The organism is Sphaerisporangium sp. NPDC051011 (genome assembly GCF_040653595.1).
Taxonomy (GTDB): Bacteria; Actinomycetota; Actinomycetes; order Streptosporangiales; family Streptosporangiaceae; genus Sphaerisporangium.
In genome coordinates, this window is sequence record NZ_JBFAGG010000009.1 from 116,226 (window position 1) to 131,912 (window position 15,687).

Below are 15,687 nucleotides of genomic sequence, written 5' to 3' on the forward strand. Positions count from 1 at the left end.
TCTCTGTTGAGGTCTTCTGTCAAATGCAGTCAGATTCTGCGGCCGATGGTGAGCACGGGGCCGGTGGCGTCTTGGAAGAAGTCGTCGCCCTTGTCGTCAACGACGATGAACGCCGGGAAGTCCTCGACTTCGATCTTCCAGACGGCCTCCATGCCCAGCTCCGGATATTCCAGGACCTCGACCTTCTTGATGCAGTCCTGGGCGAGCCGGGCCGCCGGGCCGCCGATCGAGCCGAGGTAGAAGCCCCCGTACGTCTTGCAGGCGTCGGTGACCTGCTTGGAGCGGTTGCCCTTGGCCAGCATGACCAGCGAGCCGCCCGCGGCCTGGAAACGCTCGACGTAGGAGTCCATGCGGCCGGCGGTCGTCGGGCCGAAGGAGCCGGACGCGTACCCTTCGGGCGTCTTGGCCGGCCCGGCGTAGTAGACGGCGTGGTCCTTGAGGTAGTCGGGCATGGGCTCGCCCGCGTCCAGGCGCTCGGCGATCTTCGCGTGCGCGATGTCGCGGGCGACGACCAGCGGGCCGGTCAGCGAGAGCCGGGTCTTGACCGGGTAGCGGGTCAGCTCGGCGAGGATCTCGCTCATGGGCCGGTTGAGGTCGATCGCGACCACATCATCCGACAGGTGCTCGTCGGTGGTCTCGGGCAGGAAGCGGGCCGGGTCGGTCTCCAGCTTCTCCAGGAAGACGCCCTCAGGCGTGATCTTGGCGAGGGCCTGCCGGTCGGCGCTGCACGAGACGGCGATGGCCACCGGGCACGAGGCGCCATGCCGGGGCAGGCGGATCACCCGGACGTCGTGGCAGAAGTACTTGCCGCCGAACTGCGCGCCGATGCCGAGCCGCTGCGTGAGCTCGAAGACCTTCTTCTCCATTTCGAGGTCACGGAAGCCGTGCCCCGACGTCGAGCCCTCGGTGGGGATCGTGTCGAGGTAGCGGGCCGAGGCGTACTTCGCGGTCTTGAGCGCGAACTCGGCGCTGGTGCCGCCGACGACCACGGCGAGGTGGTACGGCGGGCAGGCGGCCGTGCCGAGCGAGCGGATCTTCTCCTCGAGGAAGGCCAGCATGCGCTTCTCGTTCAGGACCGCCTTGGTCTCCTGGTAGAGGAACGACTTGTTGGCGCTGCCGCCGCCCTTGGCCATGAACAGCAGCTTGTACTCGTCGGGGTGGCCGTGCGGGTCCTCGGCGTACAGCTCGATCTGGGCGGGGAGGTTGTCACCGGTGTTCTTCTCGTCCCACATGGTCAGCGGGGCCATCTGGGAGTAGCGCAGGTTGAGCTTGGTGTAGGCGTCGTACACGCCGCGCGAGACGTGCTCGGCGTCGGCGCCGTCGGTGAGCACGTGGCGCCCGCGCTTGCCCATGACGATGGCGGTGCCGGTGTCCTGGCACATCGGCAGCACGCCGCCGGCCGAGATGCTCGCGTTCTTGAGCAGGTCGAGGGCCACGAACCGGTCGTTGCCGCTGGCCTCGGGATCATCGATGATCTTGCGGAGCTGGGCGAGGTGGGACGCGCGCAGGTAGTGGGAGATGTCGTGGATCGCGGTCTCGGTGAGCAGCCGGAGCGCCTCCGGGTCCACTTCGAGGAATGTACGGCCCGCCGCCTCGACCCGCCGCACGCCCTCGGCCGTGATCAGACGGTATTCCGTCTCGTCGGGGCCTAGCGGAAGCAGGTCGGTGTAGTCGAATCCGGGCATCTCGCCTGTACTCCTTCGTACTCCTGGACTCGTGGACGCCATGGGGACGGCAAGGGTTCCTCGTCCGCGATTCGTCCGCGATCGCCGCCGCCCAGTGCAGAGTACGGCCATCGCCGGAGTCTTCCTTACCCGGGGGCCTCCGCTCTTGGGGGAATCGTGGTGTGCTGCTTACGTCTTCTGGGCGCCCGGGGGCGAATACCCAAATATGCGCGTTCGATAATGAAGGTACGCGCGACATCCAAGATCGGGGGAATCATGGATCCGGGCTATTTCGTCGTGGTCATCTTCGGGGTTCTCGTGGTGGCCGCCGCCCTGGGAGTCGCGCTCGTCACCATCGTCCTGAACGGCATCAAGGGCGAGCACGCGCAGTGGCCGGTGCGCCCCGAGCGCCGCGCGCCGTCCGAGAAGCGCGCGCTCACCGGCCCCGCCCGGCGCGCGGAGATCCGCGGGGACGCGGGCGGCGAGCATCCGGAGTGGACCGGCCGCGAGCTCGCGGGCGACGACCTCAGGCCGGTGGGCACGCACGAGCACAGGCGGGCCGTCCCGGGACGGGCTCGCTGGTGGTGAACCAGCTCGGAAGGACCCGGACGTCCCGCCCGGACGGGCGGCGTCCGGGCCCGGTCCGGCGCGCATCGCCGGTGAGTTGGCCAAGACCACAGTTCATCTGAATGTCAGGACAAACTATTGACTCCGCGCACTCTGGTACTTAGAACTGGGGACGGATCGTCAAGAGCTGCGGAGGCGGTATGCGTGTGGGTCTGCTGGGTCTCGGCCGGATCGGGGCGTTCCACGCCGCGACACTCGCCGCCCACCCCGAGGTCGGCGAGTTGGTGGTGGCGGACGCGGACGCGACCAGGGCCGAGGAGATCGCCGCGCGGGTCGGCGCGGTCGCCGGTGACGCCTTCGACGCCGACGCCGTCGTGGTGGCCACCCCCACCTCCACCCACGCCGAGCTGATCCTGAAGGCCTGCGCGGCCGGGATCCCGGTGTTCTGCGAGAAGCCCGCCGCCCCGACCCTGGAGGAGACCGCCCGCGTGGCCGAGGCCGCGAAGGACGGCGGCGTGCTCGTCCACATCGGCTTCCAGCGGCGCTTCGACGCCGGGTACGCCGCCGCCCGCACGGCCCTGCGCTCCGGCGAGGTCGGCGACCTGCACCGCGTCCACATGCTGACCGCCGACCCGCGCCCCCCGGCGGCCGAGTACGTCCCGCTCTCGGGCGGTATCTTCCGCGACTGCCACATCCACGACTTCGACATCCTGCGCTGGGTGACCGGCCGCGAGGTCGAGTCGGTGTTCGCCACGGGCGCCAACCGGGGGGCCGCGTTCTTCGCCGAGGCCGGCGACGTGGACACCAGCGCCGCCCTGCTCACCCTCGACGACGGCACCCTGGTCACGATGCAGGGCTCGCGGTACAACGGCGCGGGGTACGACGTGCGCATGGAGCTGGCCGGAACCCGCGGCACGATGGTCGTCGGCCTGGACGAGCGCGTCCCCCTCACCTCGGCCGAGCCCGCCGTCGACTTCCCCAAGGGCGAGCCCTGGCCCGACTTCGGCGCCCGCTTCGAGGCCGCGTACATCGCCGAGATCGGCGCCTTCCTCGCCGCCGTGCGCGACGGCGGCCCGAGCCCCTGCACCGCCGAGGACGCCCTCGCCGCCCTGCGCGTCGCGGAGGCCGCCGAGCTGTCCCGCCGCACCGGCAGGCCCGCGCGCGTCGCGGAGGTGACCGCGTGACCGCCCTGACTCTGAAGATCGCGGCCGCACCCATCTCCTGGGGCGTGTGCGAGGTGCCCGGCTGGGGGTACCAGCTCGACCGGGAGCGCGTACTCGGCGAGATGCGCGCGCTCGGCCTCACCGCCACCGAGCTCGGCCCCGACGGCTTCCTGCCGCCGTCCCCCGAGCACCGCCGCACGCTGCTGGACTCCTACGGGCTGCGCGGCATCGGCGGTTTCGTCCCGGTCGTCCTGCACGACCCCGGCCACGACCCGGTCCCCGAGGCCCGCGCCACGCTGCGCGCGTTCGCCGAGGGGGACGTCGAGACGGTCGTGCTCGCCGCGGCGACCGGCGCCGACGGCTACGACGCGCGCCCGGTGCTGGACGACGAGGGCTGGAAGACCCTGCTCGGCAACCTCGGGCGGCTGCTCGCCGAGGCCGCCGATTTCGGGCGGGCGATCACCCTGCATCCGCACGTCGGGACGATGATCGAGAACCGGGAGGAGGTCGACCGCGTGCTCGACGGGTCGGACATGCCGCTCTGCCTGGACACCGGCCACCTTCTCATCGGGGGCACCGACCCGCTCGACCTGGTGTCCAGGGCCGCTGCAAGAGTCGCACACGTTCACCTCAAAGACGTGGACGCCACGCTCGCCGCCCAGGTGCGCGCCGGAAAGCTCACCTACACCGAGGCCGTCCGCGCCGGCATGTACCGGCCCCTCGGACGCGGCGACGTGGACGTCGCGGGCATCGTGTCCACGCTCACCGCCGCCGGATACGACGGCTGGTACGTCATGGAGCAGGACCTGATCCTCGACGCAGAGCCCCCGGCGGGCGAGGGCCCCGAGGCCGAGGTCCGCGCGAGCCTCGCGTACCTCGCCTCCCTCGCCTCTCTCGGCTCGCCGGCGGAAGGCCGCGCATGACCGAGGTGCTCACGATCGGCAGGGTGGGAGTCGACCTCTACCCCCTGCAGATCGGCGTCTCGCTGCGCGAGGTCGAGACCTTCGGCAAGTACCTCGGCGGCAGCCCGACCAACGTGGCCGTCGCCGCCGCCCGCCTCGGCCGCGACGCCGCCGTGATCAGCCGGACGGGCGCCGACCCGTTCGGGGCGTTCGTCCACGACGCGCTGCGCTCCTACGGCGTGGACGACCGGTACGTGACCGAGGTGCCCGGGCTGCCGACGCCGGTCACGTTCTGCGAGATCCACCCGCCCGACCACTTCCCGCTGTACTTCTACCGCTTCCCCAAGGCCCCCGACCTGGAAATACAGACCCAGGAACTGGACGTGGCCGCGATCAGCCGCGCGGGCCTGTTCTGGGCGACGGTCACCGGCCTGTCCGAGGAGCCCTCGCGCGGCGCCCACTTCGCCGCCTGGGAGGCGCGTGGACGGGCGCCGCTCACCGTCCTCGACCTCGACTACCGCCCCATGTTCTGGTCCTCGCCGGACGAGGCGGGGCGCTGGGTGCGCGAGGCCCTGCGGCACGTCACCGTGGCCGTGGGCAACCTGGACGAGTGCGAGGTCGCCACCGGCACGCGCGACCCGCGGGAGGCGGCCAAGGCGCTGCTCGGCATGGGCGTCGAGGTGGCGGTCGTCAAGCAGGGGCCGGGCGGCGTGCTGGGCATGACCGCGGAGGAGACCGTCGTGGTCCCGCCCGTGCCGGTCGAGGTGGTGAACGGCCTCGGCGCCGGCGACGCGTTCGGCGGCGCGCTGTGCGACGGCCTGCTCGCCGGGCGCGGCCTGGAACAGGCGCTGCGGTTCGCCAACGCCGCCGGGGCGATCGTCGCCGGACGGCTGGCCTGCGCCCCCGCCATGCCCACGACCGAGGAGGTCGAGGCGGTGCTGGCGCGCCTCGTCGAGGACGGCGACCACGCGAGGGGGATCGATGCGTGACGAGGACCGCGGGAAGCTCTCCGAGTACCGCGCCCGCTACCCGGAGAAGATCGCGCAGGCCGCCGCCGAGCGCCGGCGAAGGCCGCTGCTGGCCGGGCGCGACCAGCTCCTGATCATCGCGGCCGACCACGCCGCCCGGGGCGCGCTCGCCGTGCGCGGGCGTCCCATGGCGATGGCGAGCCGCGTCGACCTGCTCGACCGGCTGCGCGTCGCGCTGGCCAGGCCCGGCGTCGACGGCCTGCTCGCCACCCCCGACATCGTCGAGGACCTGCTGCTGCTCGGCGCCCTGGACGACAAGGTGGTCATCGGGTCCATGAACCGCGGCGGAATCCACGGCGCCGCGTTCGAGTTCGACGACCGCTTCACCGCCTACGACACCGACACGATCGTCCGCATGGGCCTCGACGGCGGCAAGATGCTGTGCCGCGTCGGCCTCGACTCGCCCGAGACGGCCCGTACCCTGGAGGCGTGCGCCGGGGCCGTCACGAGCCTCGCGCGGCAGGGGCTCGTCGCCATGGTGGAGCCGTTCTGGTCCCGCCGCGACGCGGGCGGCGGCACCCGGAACGACCTGTCCCCGGATGGGGTGATCCATTCCATCCACGTCGGGCAGGCGCTCGGCGCGACCTCCGCGCACACCTGGCTGAAGATCCCGGTGATCGACGAGATGGAACGGGTCATGGAGGCCACCACCCTGCCCACCCTGCTGCTCGGCGGCGACCCGACCGCCGCGCCCGACCAGGTGTACTCCTCCTGGGGCAAGGCGCTGCGGCTTGCCGGCGTGCGGGGGCTCGTGGTCGGGCGCGCGCTGCTCTACCCTCCAGACGACGATGTGGCCGCGGCCGTCGACATCGCCGCCGGTCTATTGGAGGTGTCCTGATGTCGTACATCCCCGCGGGTTCCACGGCGGCGGCCCCCTGGGCGCTGTGGATCTCCCCCGCGAGCGCCGGCTGGACGTACGCCGGGCTCCGCGCGCTCAACCTCTCCGGCGAGACGGTGGAGTTCGAGACGGGCGACGAAGAGATGCTGGTCGTGCCGCTGTCCGGCTCCTGCGTCGTCGAGTGCGACGGCGAACGCCTGGAGCTCCAGGGGCGTGAGTCGGTCTTCGCCGGCGTCACGGACTTCGCGTACCTGCCCGTCGGGGCCACGGCGCGCGTCACGGGCCGGGGCCGCTTCGGCATGCCCACCGCGCGCGCCACCCGTCGCCTGCCGGTGCGGTACGGCGCGGCGGCGGACGTCCCGGTCGAGGTGCGCGGGGCCGGGCAGGCCAGCCGTCAGGTCAACAACTTCTGCGCGCCCGAGGCGTTCGAGTGCGACAAGCTCATGGCCGTCGAGGTGCTCACCCCCGGCGGCAACTGGTCGTCCTACCCGCCGCACAAGCACGACACCCCCGGCGAGGGCGAGGCCGTGCTGGAGGAGATCTACTACTTCGAGGGCGGCCCCGGCTACCAGCGGGTGTACGGCGTACCGGGCCGGCCGATCGACGTGCTGGCCGAGGTCGGCTGCGGCGACGTCGTCCTCGTCCCGCACGGCTACCACGGGCCGTCCATGGCGGCGCCCGGCTACGACCTGTACTACCTCAACGTCCTCGCCGGTCCCGGTGAGAAGCGGTCCATGGCCTTCTGCGACGACCCCCGCCACGCCTGGATCCGCTCCACCTGGGCGGACCAGCCCGTGGACCCCCGCGTCCCCATGACCCCGCCCGCCGAGCCCAAGGGGAGGTGACGGCATGAAGACCGTCAGGCTGACCGTGGCGCAGGCGCTCGTGCGGTTCCTCGCCGAGCAGTGGAGCGAGCGCGACGGCGTGGAGCAACGCCTCATCGCCGGCTGTTTCGGGATCTTCGGGCATGGCAACGTCGCCGGCATCGGCCAGGCGCTCGCCGAGCGCGGCGCGGGCCTCCACGACCCGCTGCCGTACTACCTGGCCAGGAACGAGCAGGCCATGGTGCACACCGCCGTCGGTTACGCCAAGACCCGCAACCGGCTGTCCACCTACGCCTGCACGACGTCCATCGGCCCCGGAGCCACCAACATGGTGACCGGAGCCGCGCTCGCGACGATCAACCGGATCCCGGTGCTGCTGCTGCCCGGCGACATCTTCGCCACCCGCGCCGCCGGAGCCGTCCTGCAGGAACTGGAGGACCCGCGGTCGTACGACGTCAGCGTCAACGACTGCCTGCGCCCGGTGTCCCGCTTCTTCGACCGGATCAACCGGCCCGAGCAGCTCCCGTCCGCCCTGATGGCGGCCATGCGCGTCCTGACCGATCCCGCCGAGACCGGCGCCGTGACGCTGGCCCTGCCGCAGGACGTCCAGGCCGAGGCGCACGACTGGCCCGCCGAGCTGTTCGAACGCCGCGTCTGGCACGTCGCCCGGCCGATCCCGGACGCCGCCTCGGTCGAGCGTGCCGTCGAGGTCATCAAGTCGTCCCGGCGCCCGCTCATCGTCGCGGGCGGCGGCGTGATCTACAGCGAGGCGTGGGGCGAGCTCACCGCGTTCGCCGAGAAGCACGGGGTGCCTGTCGGCGAGACCCAGGCCGGCAAGGGCGCGCTGCCGGACGACCACCCGTGCGCGCTCGGCGCCATCGGGCACACCGGCACCGCCGCCGCCAACACCGTCGCCCGCGAGGCCGACCTGGTGATCGGCGTCGGCACCCGCTACACCGACTTCACCACCGCCTCGCGCACCCTCTTCGGCGACGCGCGCTTCGTCAACCTCAACGTCACGGCGTTCGACGCGGCCAAGCACGCCGGGATCATGCTCGTCGGCGACGCCCGCGAGGGGCTCGCGGTGCTCGACCTCGGCGGCTGGCGGGCCGACCCCTCGTGGACGGCGCGCGCCGCCGGGCTGAGCCGCGACTGGCGGTCCAAGGTCGCGGTGCTCCAGGCCGGGGAGGCGCTCACGCAGCCGGTCATGCTGGGCGTGCTCAACGAGGTCGCGGGCACGGACGGGGTGGTCGTCAACGCCGCCGGGTCGATGCCCGGTGACCTGCACAAACTGTGGCGGGCCTCCGACCCGAAGGCGTACCACGTCGAGTACGGCTACTCGTGCATGGGGTACGAGATCGCGGGCGGCCTCGGCGTCAAGCTCGCCGCGCCGGAACGCGAGGTGTTCGTCCTGGTCGGCGATGGGTCGTACCTCATGATGGCCCAGGAGATCGCCACCGCCGTCCAGGAAGGGCTCAAGCTGGTCGTCGTCATCGTGGACAACCACGGCTTCGCCTCGATCGGCGGGCTGTCGGAGTCGGTCGGCGCGCGGCGGCTCGGCACGTCCTACCGCATGCGCTCGCCCGAGGGGCACCTCGAGGGCGCGTACCTGCCCGTGGACCTCGCCGCCAACGCGGCCAGCCTCGGCGCGGACGTCCTGCGCGCCACCGATCCCCACGGCTTCCGCGTCGCCCTCCTCAAGGCCCGCGAGGCCGGGACCACGACGGTCGTCCATGTGGAGACCGTCCCCGGCCCGAGCGCGGAGACGACGGCCTGGTGGGACGTCCCGATCGCCGAAACCTCCACGACCCCCGCGCTCCGCGAGGCCTACGACGACCACAAACGCGCCCAACGCCCCTATCTCTGACCCCCACCCCGCGGGCGCAACGCCGGCCGTCCCGGGGCCCATTGACCGGTTGAGGGTGTAACCGTAGCCTTACCGAACTTGAACCAGCCTCATGTTTAGTGGAGGCCGCAGTGCCCACCCCCCGAGACCGGCGTGCGCGCCTCGCCACCTTCGCCGTCTTCTTCGTCCAGGGCCTGACGTTCGCCACCCTGCTCACCCAGGTGGCCGCGCTGCAGGAGAAGCACGGCCTCAGCGACGGCGAGCTGTCCATCCTGCTGCTGGTGGTGCCGGTCATCGCGGGCGTCGGCAGCGTTCTGGCCGGTGAGATCGCCAAGCGACGCGGCAGCCGGGTCGTACTGCGAATCGCGCAGCCGCTTGCGGGGTCGGTCGTCGTGCTCGCCGGACTCGCCGCGAACGTCCCCCAGCTCGTCGCCGCCAACGTCCTGTTCGGGCTGTGCCTCGGGTCGGTCGACGCGGGCATGAACATGCAGGCGGTGGCGGTCGAACGCCGGTACGGCCGGCCGATCCTGACCGGGTTCCACGCGCTGTGGAGTGCCGCCGCCGTCATCGGCGCGGCGTGGGCTTCGGCGGCGGGCGTGATGGGGCTCGGCCTTCCCGCGACGTTCGCGGTCGCGATGGCGGCGGGCGTCGTGGTCGCCGTGGTCGCGGGGCCGACGCTGTGCGCTCCCGAGGAGGAGCATGTGGAGCCGGTCGCGGACGCGCTTCCTCCGGGGTCCTCGGCGTCGCCGCGTTTCCCCTGGAGGCCGATCCTGCCGCTGTGCCTGGCGATGGCGTTCCTGTACGTGGGGGACGCGTCGATCTCGAACTTCGGCTCCGTCTACATGGACAAGATCATGGACGCGTCGGCGGCCGTCATTCCGCTGGCGCTCGGGGCCTACCAGGCGACGACGTTCGTGGTCAGGGTCGGTGGTGATCTGGCCGTCCGCCGGTACGGGCCCGCGGTGATCGTCCGTATCGGCGGGGCGCTGGCGGCGCTGGGTTTCGCCGGGATCGTCGCGGCGCCGAACCAGCCCCTGGCGGTCGTCGCGTTCGGGATCGCGGGCGTCGGCCTGTCGGTGGTGGCTCCGCAGTCGTTCTCGGCCGCCGGACGGCTCGACCCCGCGGGCACGGGCGTCGCCATCGCCCGCGTCAACATGTTCAACTACGTCGGTTTCATCGTGGGAGCGGCCCTGGTGGGCGGCATCGCGGACGCGGCGAACTACCAGATCGCGTTCGCCGCCCCGCTCGTTCTCGCCGCCGCCATCGTCGCCCTGGCCCCCGGCTTCCAGCCGAACCGCCCTGCCCGCCTCCCTCACCCGACCCAGGCCTGATCGGCGTGCGGAGGGCGGCCACGGCTCAGCGTGTGAGGGTGGACAGGGCGAGGGCCGAAGGCGCTGCCGTTACAGGGGAGCTCAGGGCCAGACGCGGTCGCGGGCGGGAACGTCGGGCGGCGGCGAGACACGGACGGCGCGGGTCTCCTGCACGGTGAACTCGTCCACCACGTGCCGGTTGTGGAGGAGAAAGCCGATCAGCCCGGCCACGGCCTGCGCCCCGAGTACGGCGTGCGCCCGTCCGGTCAGCAGGTAGATGTGGGGAGCCGAGAGCTTGTCCAGGTTGAAGCGGTTGCCATGCCGGTGGACGTCCCGCAGCGTTTTAACCGGGATCGGGCGGTGGGAGATGAACCACACGGCGACGTCCCAGGCGACCCATTCCGGGTCGGGATCGGTCGACTCCACGAAACAGGTGACGCAGCCCGCACGCGCGTCGTACCCGTGAGGGCACGCCCAGTAGGCGGCGTCGTCCGGGTGGATCACGCGGCGGGCTCCTTATGGCGCGGATCGGCGATCGGCGCCCTCCGGCGAGCGGCGCCGCCGGAACGACCGAGGTCATACGATTCTGGCTGATCTTCCGTCCTGATGTACTGACCTGGCGGTTTTCGACCCGTGGCGCGGCGGGGGTACGCCCTGGGCGTGACGGCGGTTAGTGTCGAATCGTGGAAGCCGAGCGCGGAGCGCGCCATGATCGCTGGGGCGCCCGATGGAACGAGCGGGGCGTTCCGGCCCTGCGGCAGTTCCTGACGGGCGTGCTCAGCAGCACGCAGAACGGCCCGGGGCCGGCCCCGTCCGACCTGCGGGCGTCCGATGACGATCGCGAACGCGTGGTGGCCGTGCTGCGCGACGCCGTGGCGGACGGCCGCCTGACCCATCTCGAGCACGAGGAGCGCGTCGAGCGTGTGTACGGCGCCCGCACGCTGGGCGAACTGGCCGCGCTCACCGCCGACCTGCTGCCCGAGGACCTCCAGCCCCTGCGCGCCGACGGCCGGCCGGTGATGGCGTTGTTCCAGTCCGAGAAGCGGGAGGGCCGCTGGGTCGTGCCCTCGCGGTACTCGGTGACGGCCGTCGGCACCGGTGTGACCCTGGACCTGCGCGAGGCGCTGCTCCAGAGCGCCCACATCACCGTGCAGGCCACGGTGGTGGGGGCGACGCTGACGCTGATCGTCCCCGAGGACGTCCATGTGATCATCCCTGCCTCGGCCGTGCTGGGCGGGAAGAAGAACCACGTACCGAAGTCGCCGACGCCGGGCGCGCCCGTCATCGAGATCACCGGCATGATCATGATGGGAAACGTCGTGGCGAAGTCCCCCAAACCTCCCCGGCGGGGCTGGGGCCGCCGGGGCTGACATCGGGCCGAGGCTGAAGATCAGGTGGCGGTGTCGAAGTTGATGGCGCTGTAGGCGCGCAGCTTCCAGAGCTGGTGCTCGCTCTCGACCTTGCGCACGGTGCCCGAGCGGCCGCGCATGACCAGCGAGTGCGTGACGGCGACCCCGGAGCGGTACCGCACCCCGGCCATCAGCTCGCCGTCGGTGATGCCGGAGGCCGCGAAGAAGACGTCATCCGAGGTCACCAGGTCGTCGGTGGTGAGGACGCGGTCCAGGTCGTGCCCGGCGTCCAGCGCGCGGCGGTGCTCGTCGTCGTCCCGCGGCCACAGCTTGCCCTGGATCACGCCGCCGAGGCACTTCAGCGCGCAGGCCGCGATGATGCCCTCGGGGGTGCCTCCGATGCCCATCATCATGTCGATGCCCGTGTCCCGGCGGGCGGCCATGATCGCCCCGGCGACGTCGCCGTCGGTGATGAACTTGATGCGCGCCCCCGTCTCGCGGATCTCCTTGACGAGCCGCTCGTGGCGGGGCCGGTCGAGCACCACGACCGTGACGTCGGACGGCGAGCAGTCCTTGGCGCGGGCCACCGCCTGGATGTTGACGGCGACCGGGGCGTTGATGTCCACGGCGTCCGCGGCCTCGGGCCCGGTGACCAGCTTGTCCATGTAGAAGACCGCCGACGGGTCGTACATCGAGCCGCGCGGGCTCACCGCGATCACCGATACCGCGTTCGGCATGCCGAGCGCGGTCAGGCGGGTGCCGTCGATCGGGTCCACGGCGACGTCGCACGCGGCGCCGCTGCCGTCGCCCACGCTCTCGCCGTTGTAGAGCATGGGGGCGTTGTCCTTCTCGCCCTCACCGATCACGACGGTGCCGTCCATGGACACCGTGTTGATCAACTGGCGCATCGCGTTCACCGCCGCGCCGTCTGCGCCGTTCTTGTCACCGCGGCCCACCCAGCGCGCCGCGGCCATCGCCGCCGCCTCGGTGACGCGGACCAGTTCGAGAGCGAGGTTACGATCGGGAGCGCGCTCGCCCGTGGCGAGTGCGGGTGGTACGGACGTCTGTTCCGACATGGCGAAAAGCCCCTCTTATCCACACGAACGTCGATCGGGACGCCCTGTACGGGACCTACCAGGTTCCCTGCTTCTTAATCCAGCCGACGCCAACGATGGTAGTTGTCTCACTTCGACGGCCGACGGGGGGATACTGTCGCCCTCATGAGCAGTGACACGGAACGACCGGTGGCAGTGCGCACCTCGGAACGCGGCGCCGCCACACGGGGAGCGCTGCTGGACGCCGCCCGGGAGATATTCGTCACACGCGGCTTCGCCGATGCCGGAGTCACCGACGTCGTTTCCCGTGCGGGGGCCAGCGTGGGCTCCCTGTATCACCACTTCTCCGGCAAGGCCGACCTGTACCTCACACTCTTCGAGGAATTCCAGGTCCGCCAGACCCAGCGCACCAAACAGGCCGTCCAGGCGGCGCGCGCCGAGGGCGAGACCGACCCGATGCGGCTGTTCATCGCCGGAGCCCGCGCCTACCTCGAAGGGTGCTTCGACGAGCGCGAACTGGCGGCCCTGTTCCTGCGCGGGGACGGCCCGCCCGGGTTCGAGGTGATCATGCGCGACCGCATGCGCCAGTGGGCCCGGCGCAACGCCGCCCTGTTCGAGGACGACGAGGGCGCGCTGGTCGTGGTGATCACGGGGGCGCTGGCGGCGGCCACCTCGGAGATCACGCTGTCCCAGGACGTCGAGGCCTCCCGCGTGCTGGCCGAGAACGTCCTGACGATCATCAGCCAGGTCCACCGCCCGTAGTCCGGACCCCGCGGCGGGGTGGCTCGCGTCCCGGACCGCCGGTCGCGGCCGGTAATCTTGCTGGTCGTGAGCCGTTTCACGCAAGGCTTCTACGGGTACGCGTTCGCCCTGCTGTTCTGTCTGGCGATCGTCGGCATCTTCCTGCTGATCACTCCGCAGAGCCGCACTCCGCACATTCCGCGGGTCGACTACTCGGTGACCGTCAACAACCTCCGGCGCGCGGCTCCGTACGAGGTCAGGACGCCCGAGCCGGTCCCCGCCGGCTGGACGCCCAACAGCTCCGAGGTCGACCAGGACAAGTACGTCACCTGGCGGCTCGGCTTCGCGACCGCCAAGGGGTCCCACGCGCTGCTCGCCCAGAGCGACGAGCCCGCGCAGGACTTCGCGAACCGGCTCGCCAATAGCGACAAGGTGATCGGCAGCAAGCAGATCGGCGGGCAGACCTGGCAGCAGCGCTTCCGCGAGGACAAGAACCAGCGCACGCTGATCAGCCTTCAGCCCGGCGTCACCATCGTGGTCACGGGCCTGGCCGACTGGGACGAGCTCACACAGCTCGCGGGCTCGCTCAAGACCCAGCCCAGGCTCACCACCACCCCGGCCCCGCCGGGAAGCGCCACCCCATCTCTGATCCCCTCCTGACGTCCCCGATCCGCTCCTGACGAACGGACGAACGGACGACGTGGGGCGGCGGCAGGTCGCGTCGAAGTCGAAGCTGTGTGAGCGCCGAAGTCGAAGCGGTGTGAGCGCCGTGGGCCGCCCGCGCGGTCAGGCCGGGGGCCATCCGCGCGGTTAGAACGCCTCCGCGGCGCCGTCCGCGGTCAGAAGGGCGCTTCCTCGGAGCCGTCCTCGGCCTCCTCGCGGCGGGCCATCGCCGCCGCCAGCCGGACGCGCGCCCCCTGGAGCCACTCCTCGCAGATCGCGGCGAGCCGCTCGCCGCGCTCCCACAGCTCGATCGACTGCTCCAGCGTGAGCCCGCCCGCCTCCAGGCGGCGCACCACGTCGGTCAGCTCTTCACGGGCCCGCTCGTACGACGGGGTCTCAGCTTTCTGCTCGGCCACGTCCCCACCTTACGGGCATCGGGGCGCCACGACCGGTCATGAGCCCGGCTCGCCGCCGCCCGGCCGACCGCTGCCCGACCGACCGGCGCCCTGCTCGTCGGCGCCCGGCTTGGACACCATGACGCCCACCCTGCCGTCGGAGAACCGCAGGCTGAGCTCCTCGCCGCCGCTCACGTCCGCCGCCCGCCGCACGACCTCGCCGGACGGGAACTGCACGATCGCGTAGCCGCGTTCCAGGGTGGCCGCGGGGGAGAGGGCGACCAGGCGGGCGCGCACGTGCTCCAGGGCGTCCTCGGCGCGGTCCAGGGACGAGCCCAGGCAGCGGCGCGCGCGGTCGCGCAGGCCGTCGACCTGCTCGGCGCGGCGCTCGATCTCGCGGACCGGATCGGCCAGCGACGGCCGCGAGCGCACCGCCGCCAGCCAGGACGCCTCGCGGTCGAGCCCGCCGATCACCACGCGCCGTCCCCGGTCGCGAAGCTGCCTGATCAGCGTCATCTGCTCCCCGACGTCCGGGACGATCTTCTTCGCCGCGTCGGTGGGCGTCGAGGCGCGCAGATCGGCCACCAGGTCCAGCAGAGGGTTGTCCTGCTCGTGGCCGATCGCGCTGACGACGGGCGTCCGGCACGCCGAGACGGCCCGGACGAGCGACTCGTCGGAGAAGGGCAGCAGGTCCTCCAGCGACCCGCCGCCCCGGGCGATGACGATCACGTCGATCTCGCGGTCGGCGTCCAGCTTGTGCAGGGCCTCGGTGACCTCGGCGACGGCGTACGGGCCCTGGACCGCGACGGCCTCCACCTTGAACCGCACGGCCGGCCAGCGGCGCCGGGCGTTCTCCAGCACGTCGCGCTCGGCCGCCGAGTCACGGCCGCAGATCAGCCCGATCGTGCCGGGCAGGAACGGCAGCCGCCGCTTGCGGTCGGCGTTGGCGAGGCCCTCGGCCACGATGATCTGCCGCAGCCGCTCCAGCCTGGCCAGGAGCTCGCCGATGCCCACCGGGCGGATCTCCAGCGCGGTGAAGGCGAACGAGCCCCTGTTGACCCAGAAGTCCGGCTTGACCAGCACGACGACCCGGGCGCCGTCCACCGGCCGGGGGACGGCCGTCTCGTAGACGTTTCGCGGGCAGGTCACCCGGGCGGACACGTTGGCCACGGGGTCGCGCAGCGTCAGGAAGACCGTGCCGCCCCGGGACGACAGCTCGGTGATCTGCCCTTCGGCCCATACGGTGCCGAGCTTGCCGATCCACTGCGCCACCATCTGCAACACCGAGCGGATGGGCAGCGGCTGCTCCGGTGAAGTCTTCGCGGCCATGCGGGCAGCCTAC

Annotated in this window: 16 protein-coding genes; 11 read left to right on the plus strand and 5 right to left on the minus strand. The window is 71.9% G+C overall.

Annotation, left to right across the window (positions count from 1 at the left end):
• Positions 1-29: 29 nt before the first annotated feature.
• A complete protein-coding gene (locus AB0H21_RS21805; RefSeq protein WP_358519256.1) occupies positions 30-1,685 on the minus strand; it encodes a fumarate hydratase in 1,656 nt (551 codons plus the stop codon).
• Between the two features lie 255 nt (positions 1,686-1,940).
• On the opposite strand from AB0H21_RS21805, the gene AB0H21_RS21810 reads away from it, so the two are divergent.
• From AB0H21_RS21810 to AB0H21_RS21845, 8 genes are all read left to right on the plus strand, one after another.
• Positions 1,941-2,252, plus strand: coding sequence for a hypothetical protein (locus AB0H21_RS21810; protein ID WP_358519257.1), 312 nt, complete (start codon positions 1,941-1,943; stop codon positions 2,250-2,252).
• Positions 2,253-2,431: 179 nt separating this feature from the next.
• A complete protein-coding gene (locus AB0H21_RS21815) occupies positions 2,432-3,415 on the plus strand; it encodes a Gfo/Idh/MocA family oxidoreductase (RefSeq protein WP_358519259.1) in 984 nt (327 codons plus the stop codon).
• 11 nt (positions 3,416-3,426) lie between these two features.
• Positions 3,427-4,317 carry a TIM barrel protein gene (locus tag AB0H21_RS21820; RefSeq protein ID WP_358519819.1) on the plus strand — a complete coding sequence of 297 codons (891 nt, stop codon included), beginning with the start codon at positions 3,427-3,429 and terminating at the stop codon, positions 4,315-4,317.
• Positions 4,314-5,285, plus strand: a complete 972-nt coding sequence (gene iolC / locus AB0H21_RS21825) for a 5-dehydro-2-deoxygluconokinase (RefSeq protein ID WP_358519262.1) — start codon at positions 4,314-4,316, stop codon at positions 5,283-5,285. Before AB0H21_RS21820 ends, iolC begins: the two co-directional genes overlap by 4 nt.
• Positions 5,278-6,162 (plus strand): deoxyribose-phosphate aldolase, encoded by an 885-nt coding sequence (locus AB0H21_RS21830; RefSeq protein ID WP_358519264.1) that lies wholly within the window; start codon positions 5,278-5,280, stop codon positions 6,160-6,162. The genes iolC and AB0H21_RS21830 overlap by 8 nt, the downstream gene beginning before the upstream one ends.
• Positions 6,162-7,007, plus strand: coding sequence for a 5-deoxy-glucuronate isomerase (gene iolB, locus AB0H21_RS21835; RefSeq protein ID WP_358519267.1), 846 nt, complete (start codon positions 6,162-6,164; stop codon positions 7,005-7,007). The genes AB0H21_RS21830 and iolB overlap by 1 nt, the downstream gene beginning before the upstream one ends.
• A 4-nt stretch (positions 7,008-7,011) precedes the next feature.
• Positions 7,012-8,853: a 3D-(3,5/4)-trihydroxycyclohexane-1,2-dione acylhydrolase (decyclizing) gene (gene iolD / locus AB0H21_RS21840; protein WP_358519270.1), complete on the plus strand. Its 1,842-nt coding sequence runs from the start codon at positions 7,012-7,014 to the stop codon at positions 8,851-8,853.
• Between the two features lie 110 nt (positions 8,854-8,963).
• Positions 8,964-10,163, plus strand: a complete 1,200-nt coding sequence (locus AB0H21_RS21845) for an MFS transporter (protein ID WP_358519273.1) — start codon at positions 8,964-8,966, stop codon at positions 10,161-10,163.
• 81 nt (positions 10,164-10,244) lie between these two features.
• On the opposite strand, the gene AB0H21_RS21850 is transcribed toward AB0H21_RS21845, so the two are convergent.
• Positions 10,245-10,646: a hypothetical protein gene (locus AB0H21_RS21850; protein WP_358519275.1), complete on the minus strand. Its 402-nt coding sequence runs from the start codon at positions 10,644-10,646 to the stop codon at positions 10,245-10,247.
• 179 nt (positions 10,647-10,825) lie between these two features.
• Here AB0H21_RS21850 and AB0H21_RS21855 point away from each other — a divergent pair, with 179 nt between their 5' ends.
• On the plus strand, positions 10,826-11,512 hold the full coding sequence (locus AB0H21_RS21855) for a DUF1707 domain-containing protein (protein ID WP_358519278.1): 687 nt from the start codon (positions 10,826-10,828) through the stop codon (positions 11,510-11,512).
• Between the two features lie 20 nt (positions 11,513-11,532).
• Here the strand turns inward: AB0H21_RS21855 and glpX are convergent, their stop codons facing one another.
• On the minus strand, positions 11,533-12,567 hold the full coding sequence (gene glpX / locus AB0H21_RS21860; RefSeq protein WP_358519280.1) for a class II fructose-bisphosphatase: 1,035 nt from the start codon (positions 12,565-12,567) through the stop codon (positions 11,533-11,535).
• Between the two features lie 144 nt (positions 12,568-12,711).
• Between glpX and AB0H21_RS21865 the strand changes: the two genes are divergently transcribed.
• The gene (locus AB0H21_RS21865; RefSeq protein WP_358519281.1) at positions 12,712-13,308 is read left to right on the plus strand and encodes a TetR/AcrR family transcriptional regulator; all 597 of its coding nucleotides are present in this window, start codon (positions 12,712-12,714) and stop codon (positions 13,306-13,308) included.
• Between the two features lie 66 nt (positions 13,309-13,374).
• A complete protein-coding gene (locus tag AB0H21_RS21870) occupies positions 13,375-13,947 on the plus strand; it encodes a DUF4245 domain-containing protein (RefSeq protein WP_358519284.1) in 573 nt (190 codons plus the stop codon).
• 179 nt (positions 13,948-14,126) lie between these two features.
• Here the strand turns inward: AB0H21_RS21870 and AB0H21_RS21875 are convergent, their stop codons facing one another.
• Together AB0H21_RS21875 and xseA are read right to left on the minus strand one after the other, a co-directional pair.
• Positions 14,127-14,366: an exodeoxyribonuclease VII small subunit gene (locus tag AB0H21_RS21875; protein WP_358519286.1), complete on the minus strand. Its 240-nt coding sequence runs from the start codon at positions 14,364-14,366 to the stop codon at positions 14,127-14,129.
• A gap of 36 nt (positions 14,367-14,402) precedes the next feature.
• Entirely contained in the window at positions 14,403-15,674 is a 1,272-nt protein-coding gene (xseA, locus tag AB0H21_RS21880; RefSeq protein WP_358519289.1) for an exodeoxyribonuclease VII large subunit, read from the minus strand.
• Positions 15,675-15,687 lie beyond the last annotated feature (13 nt).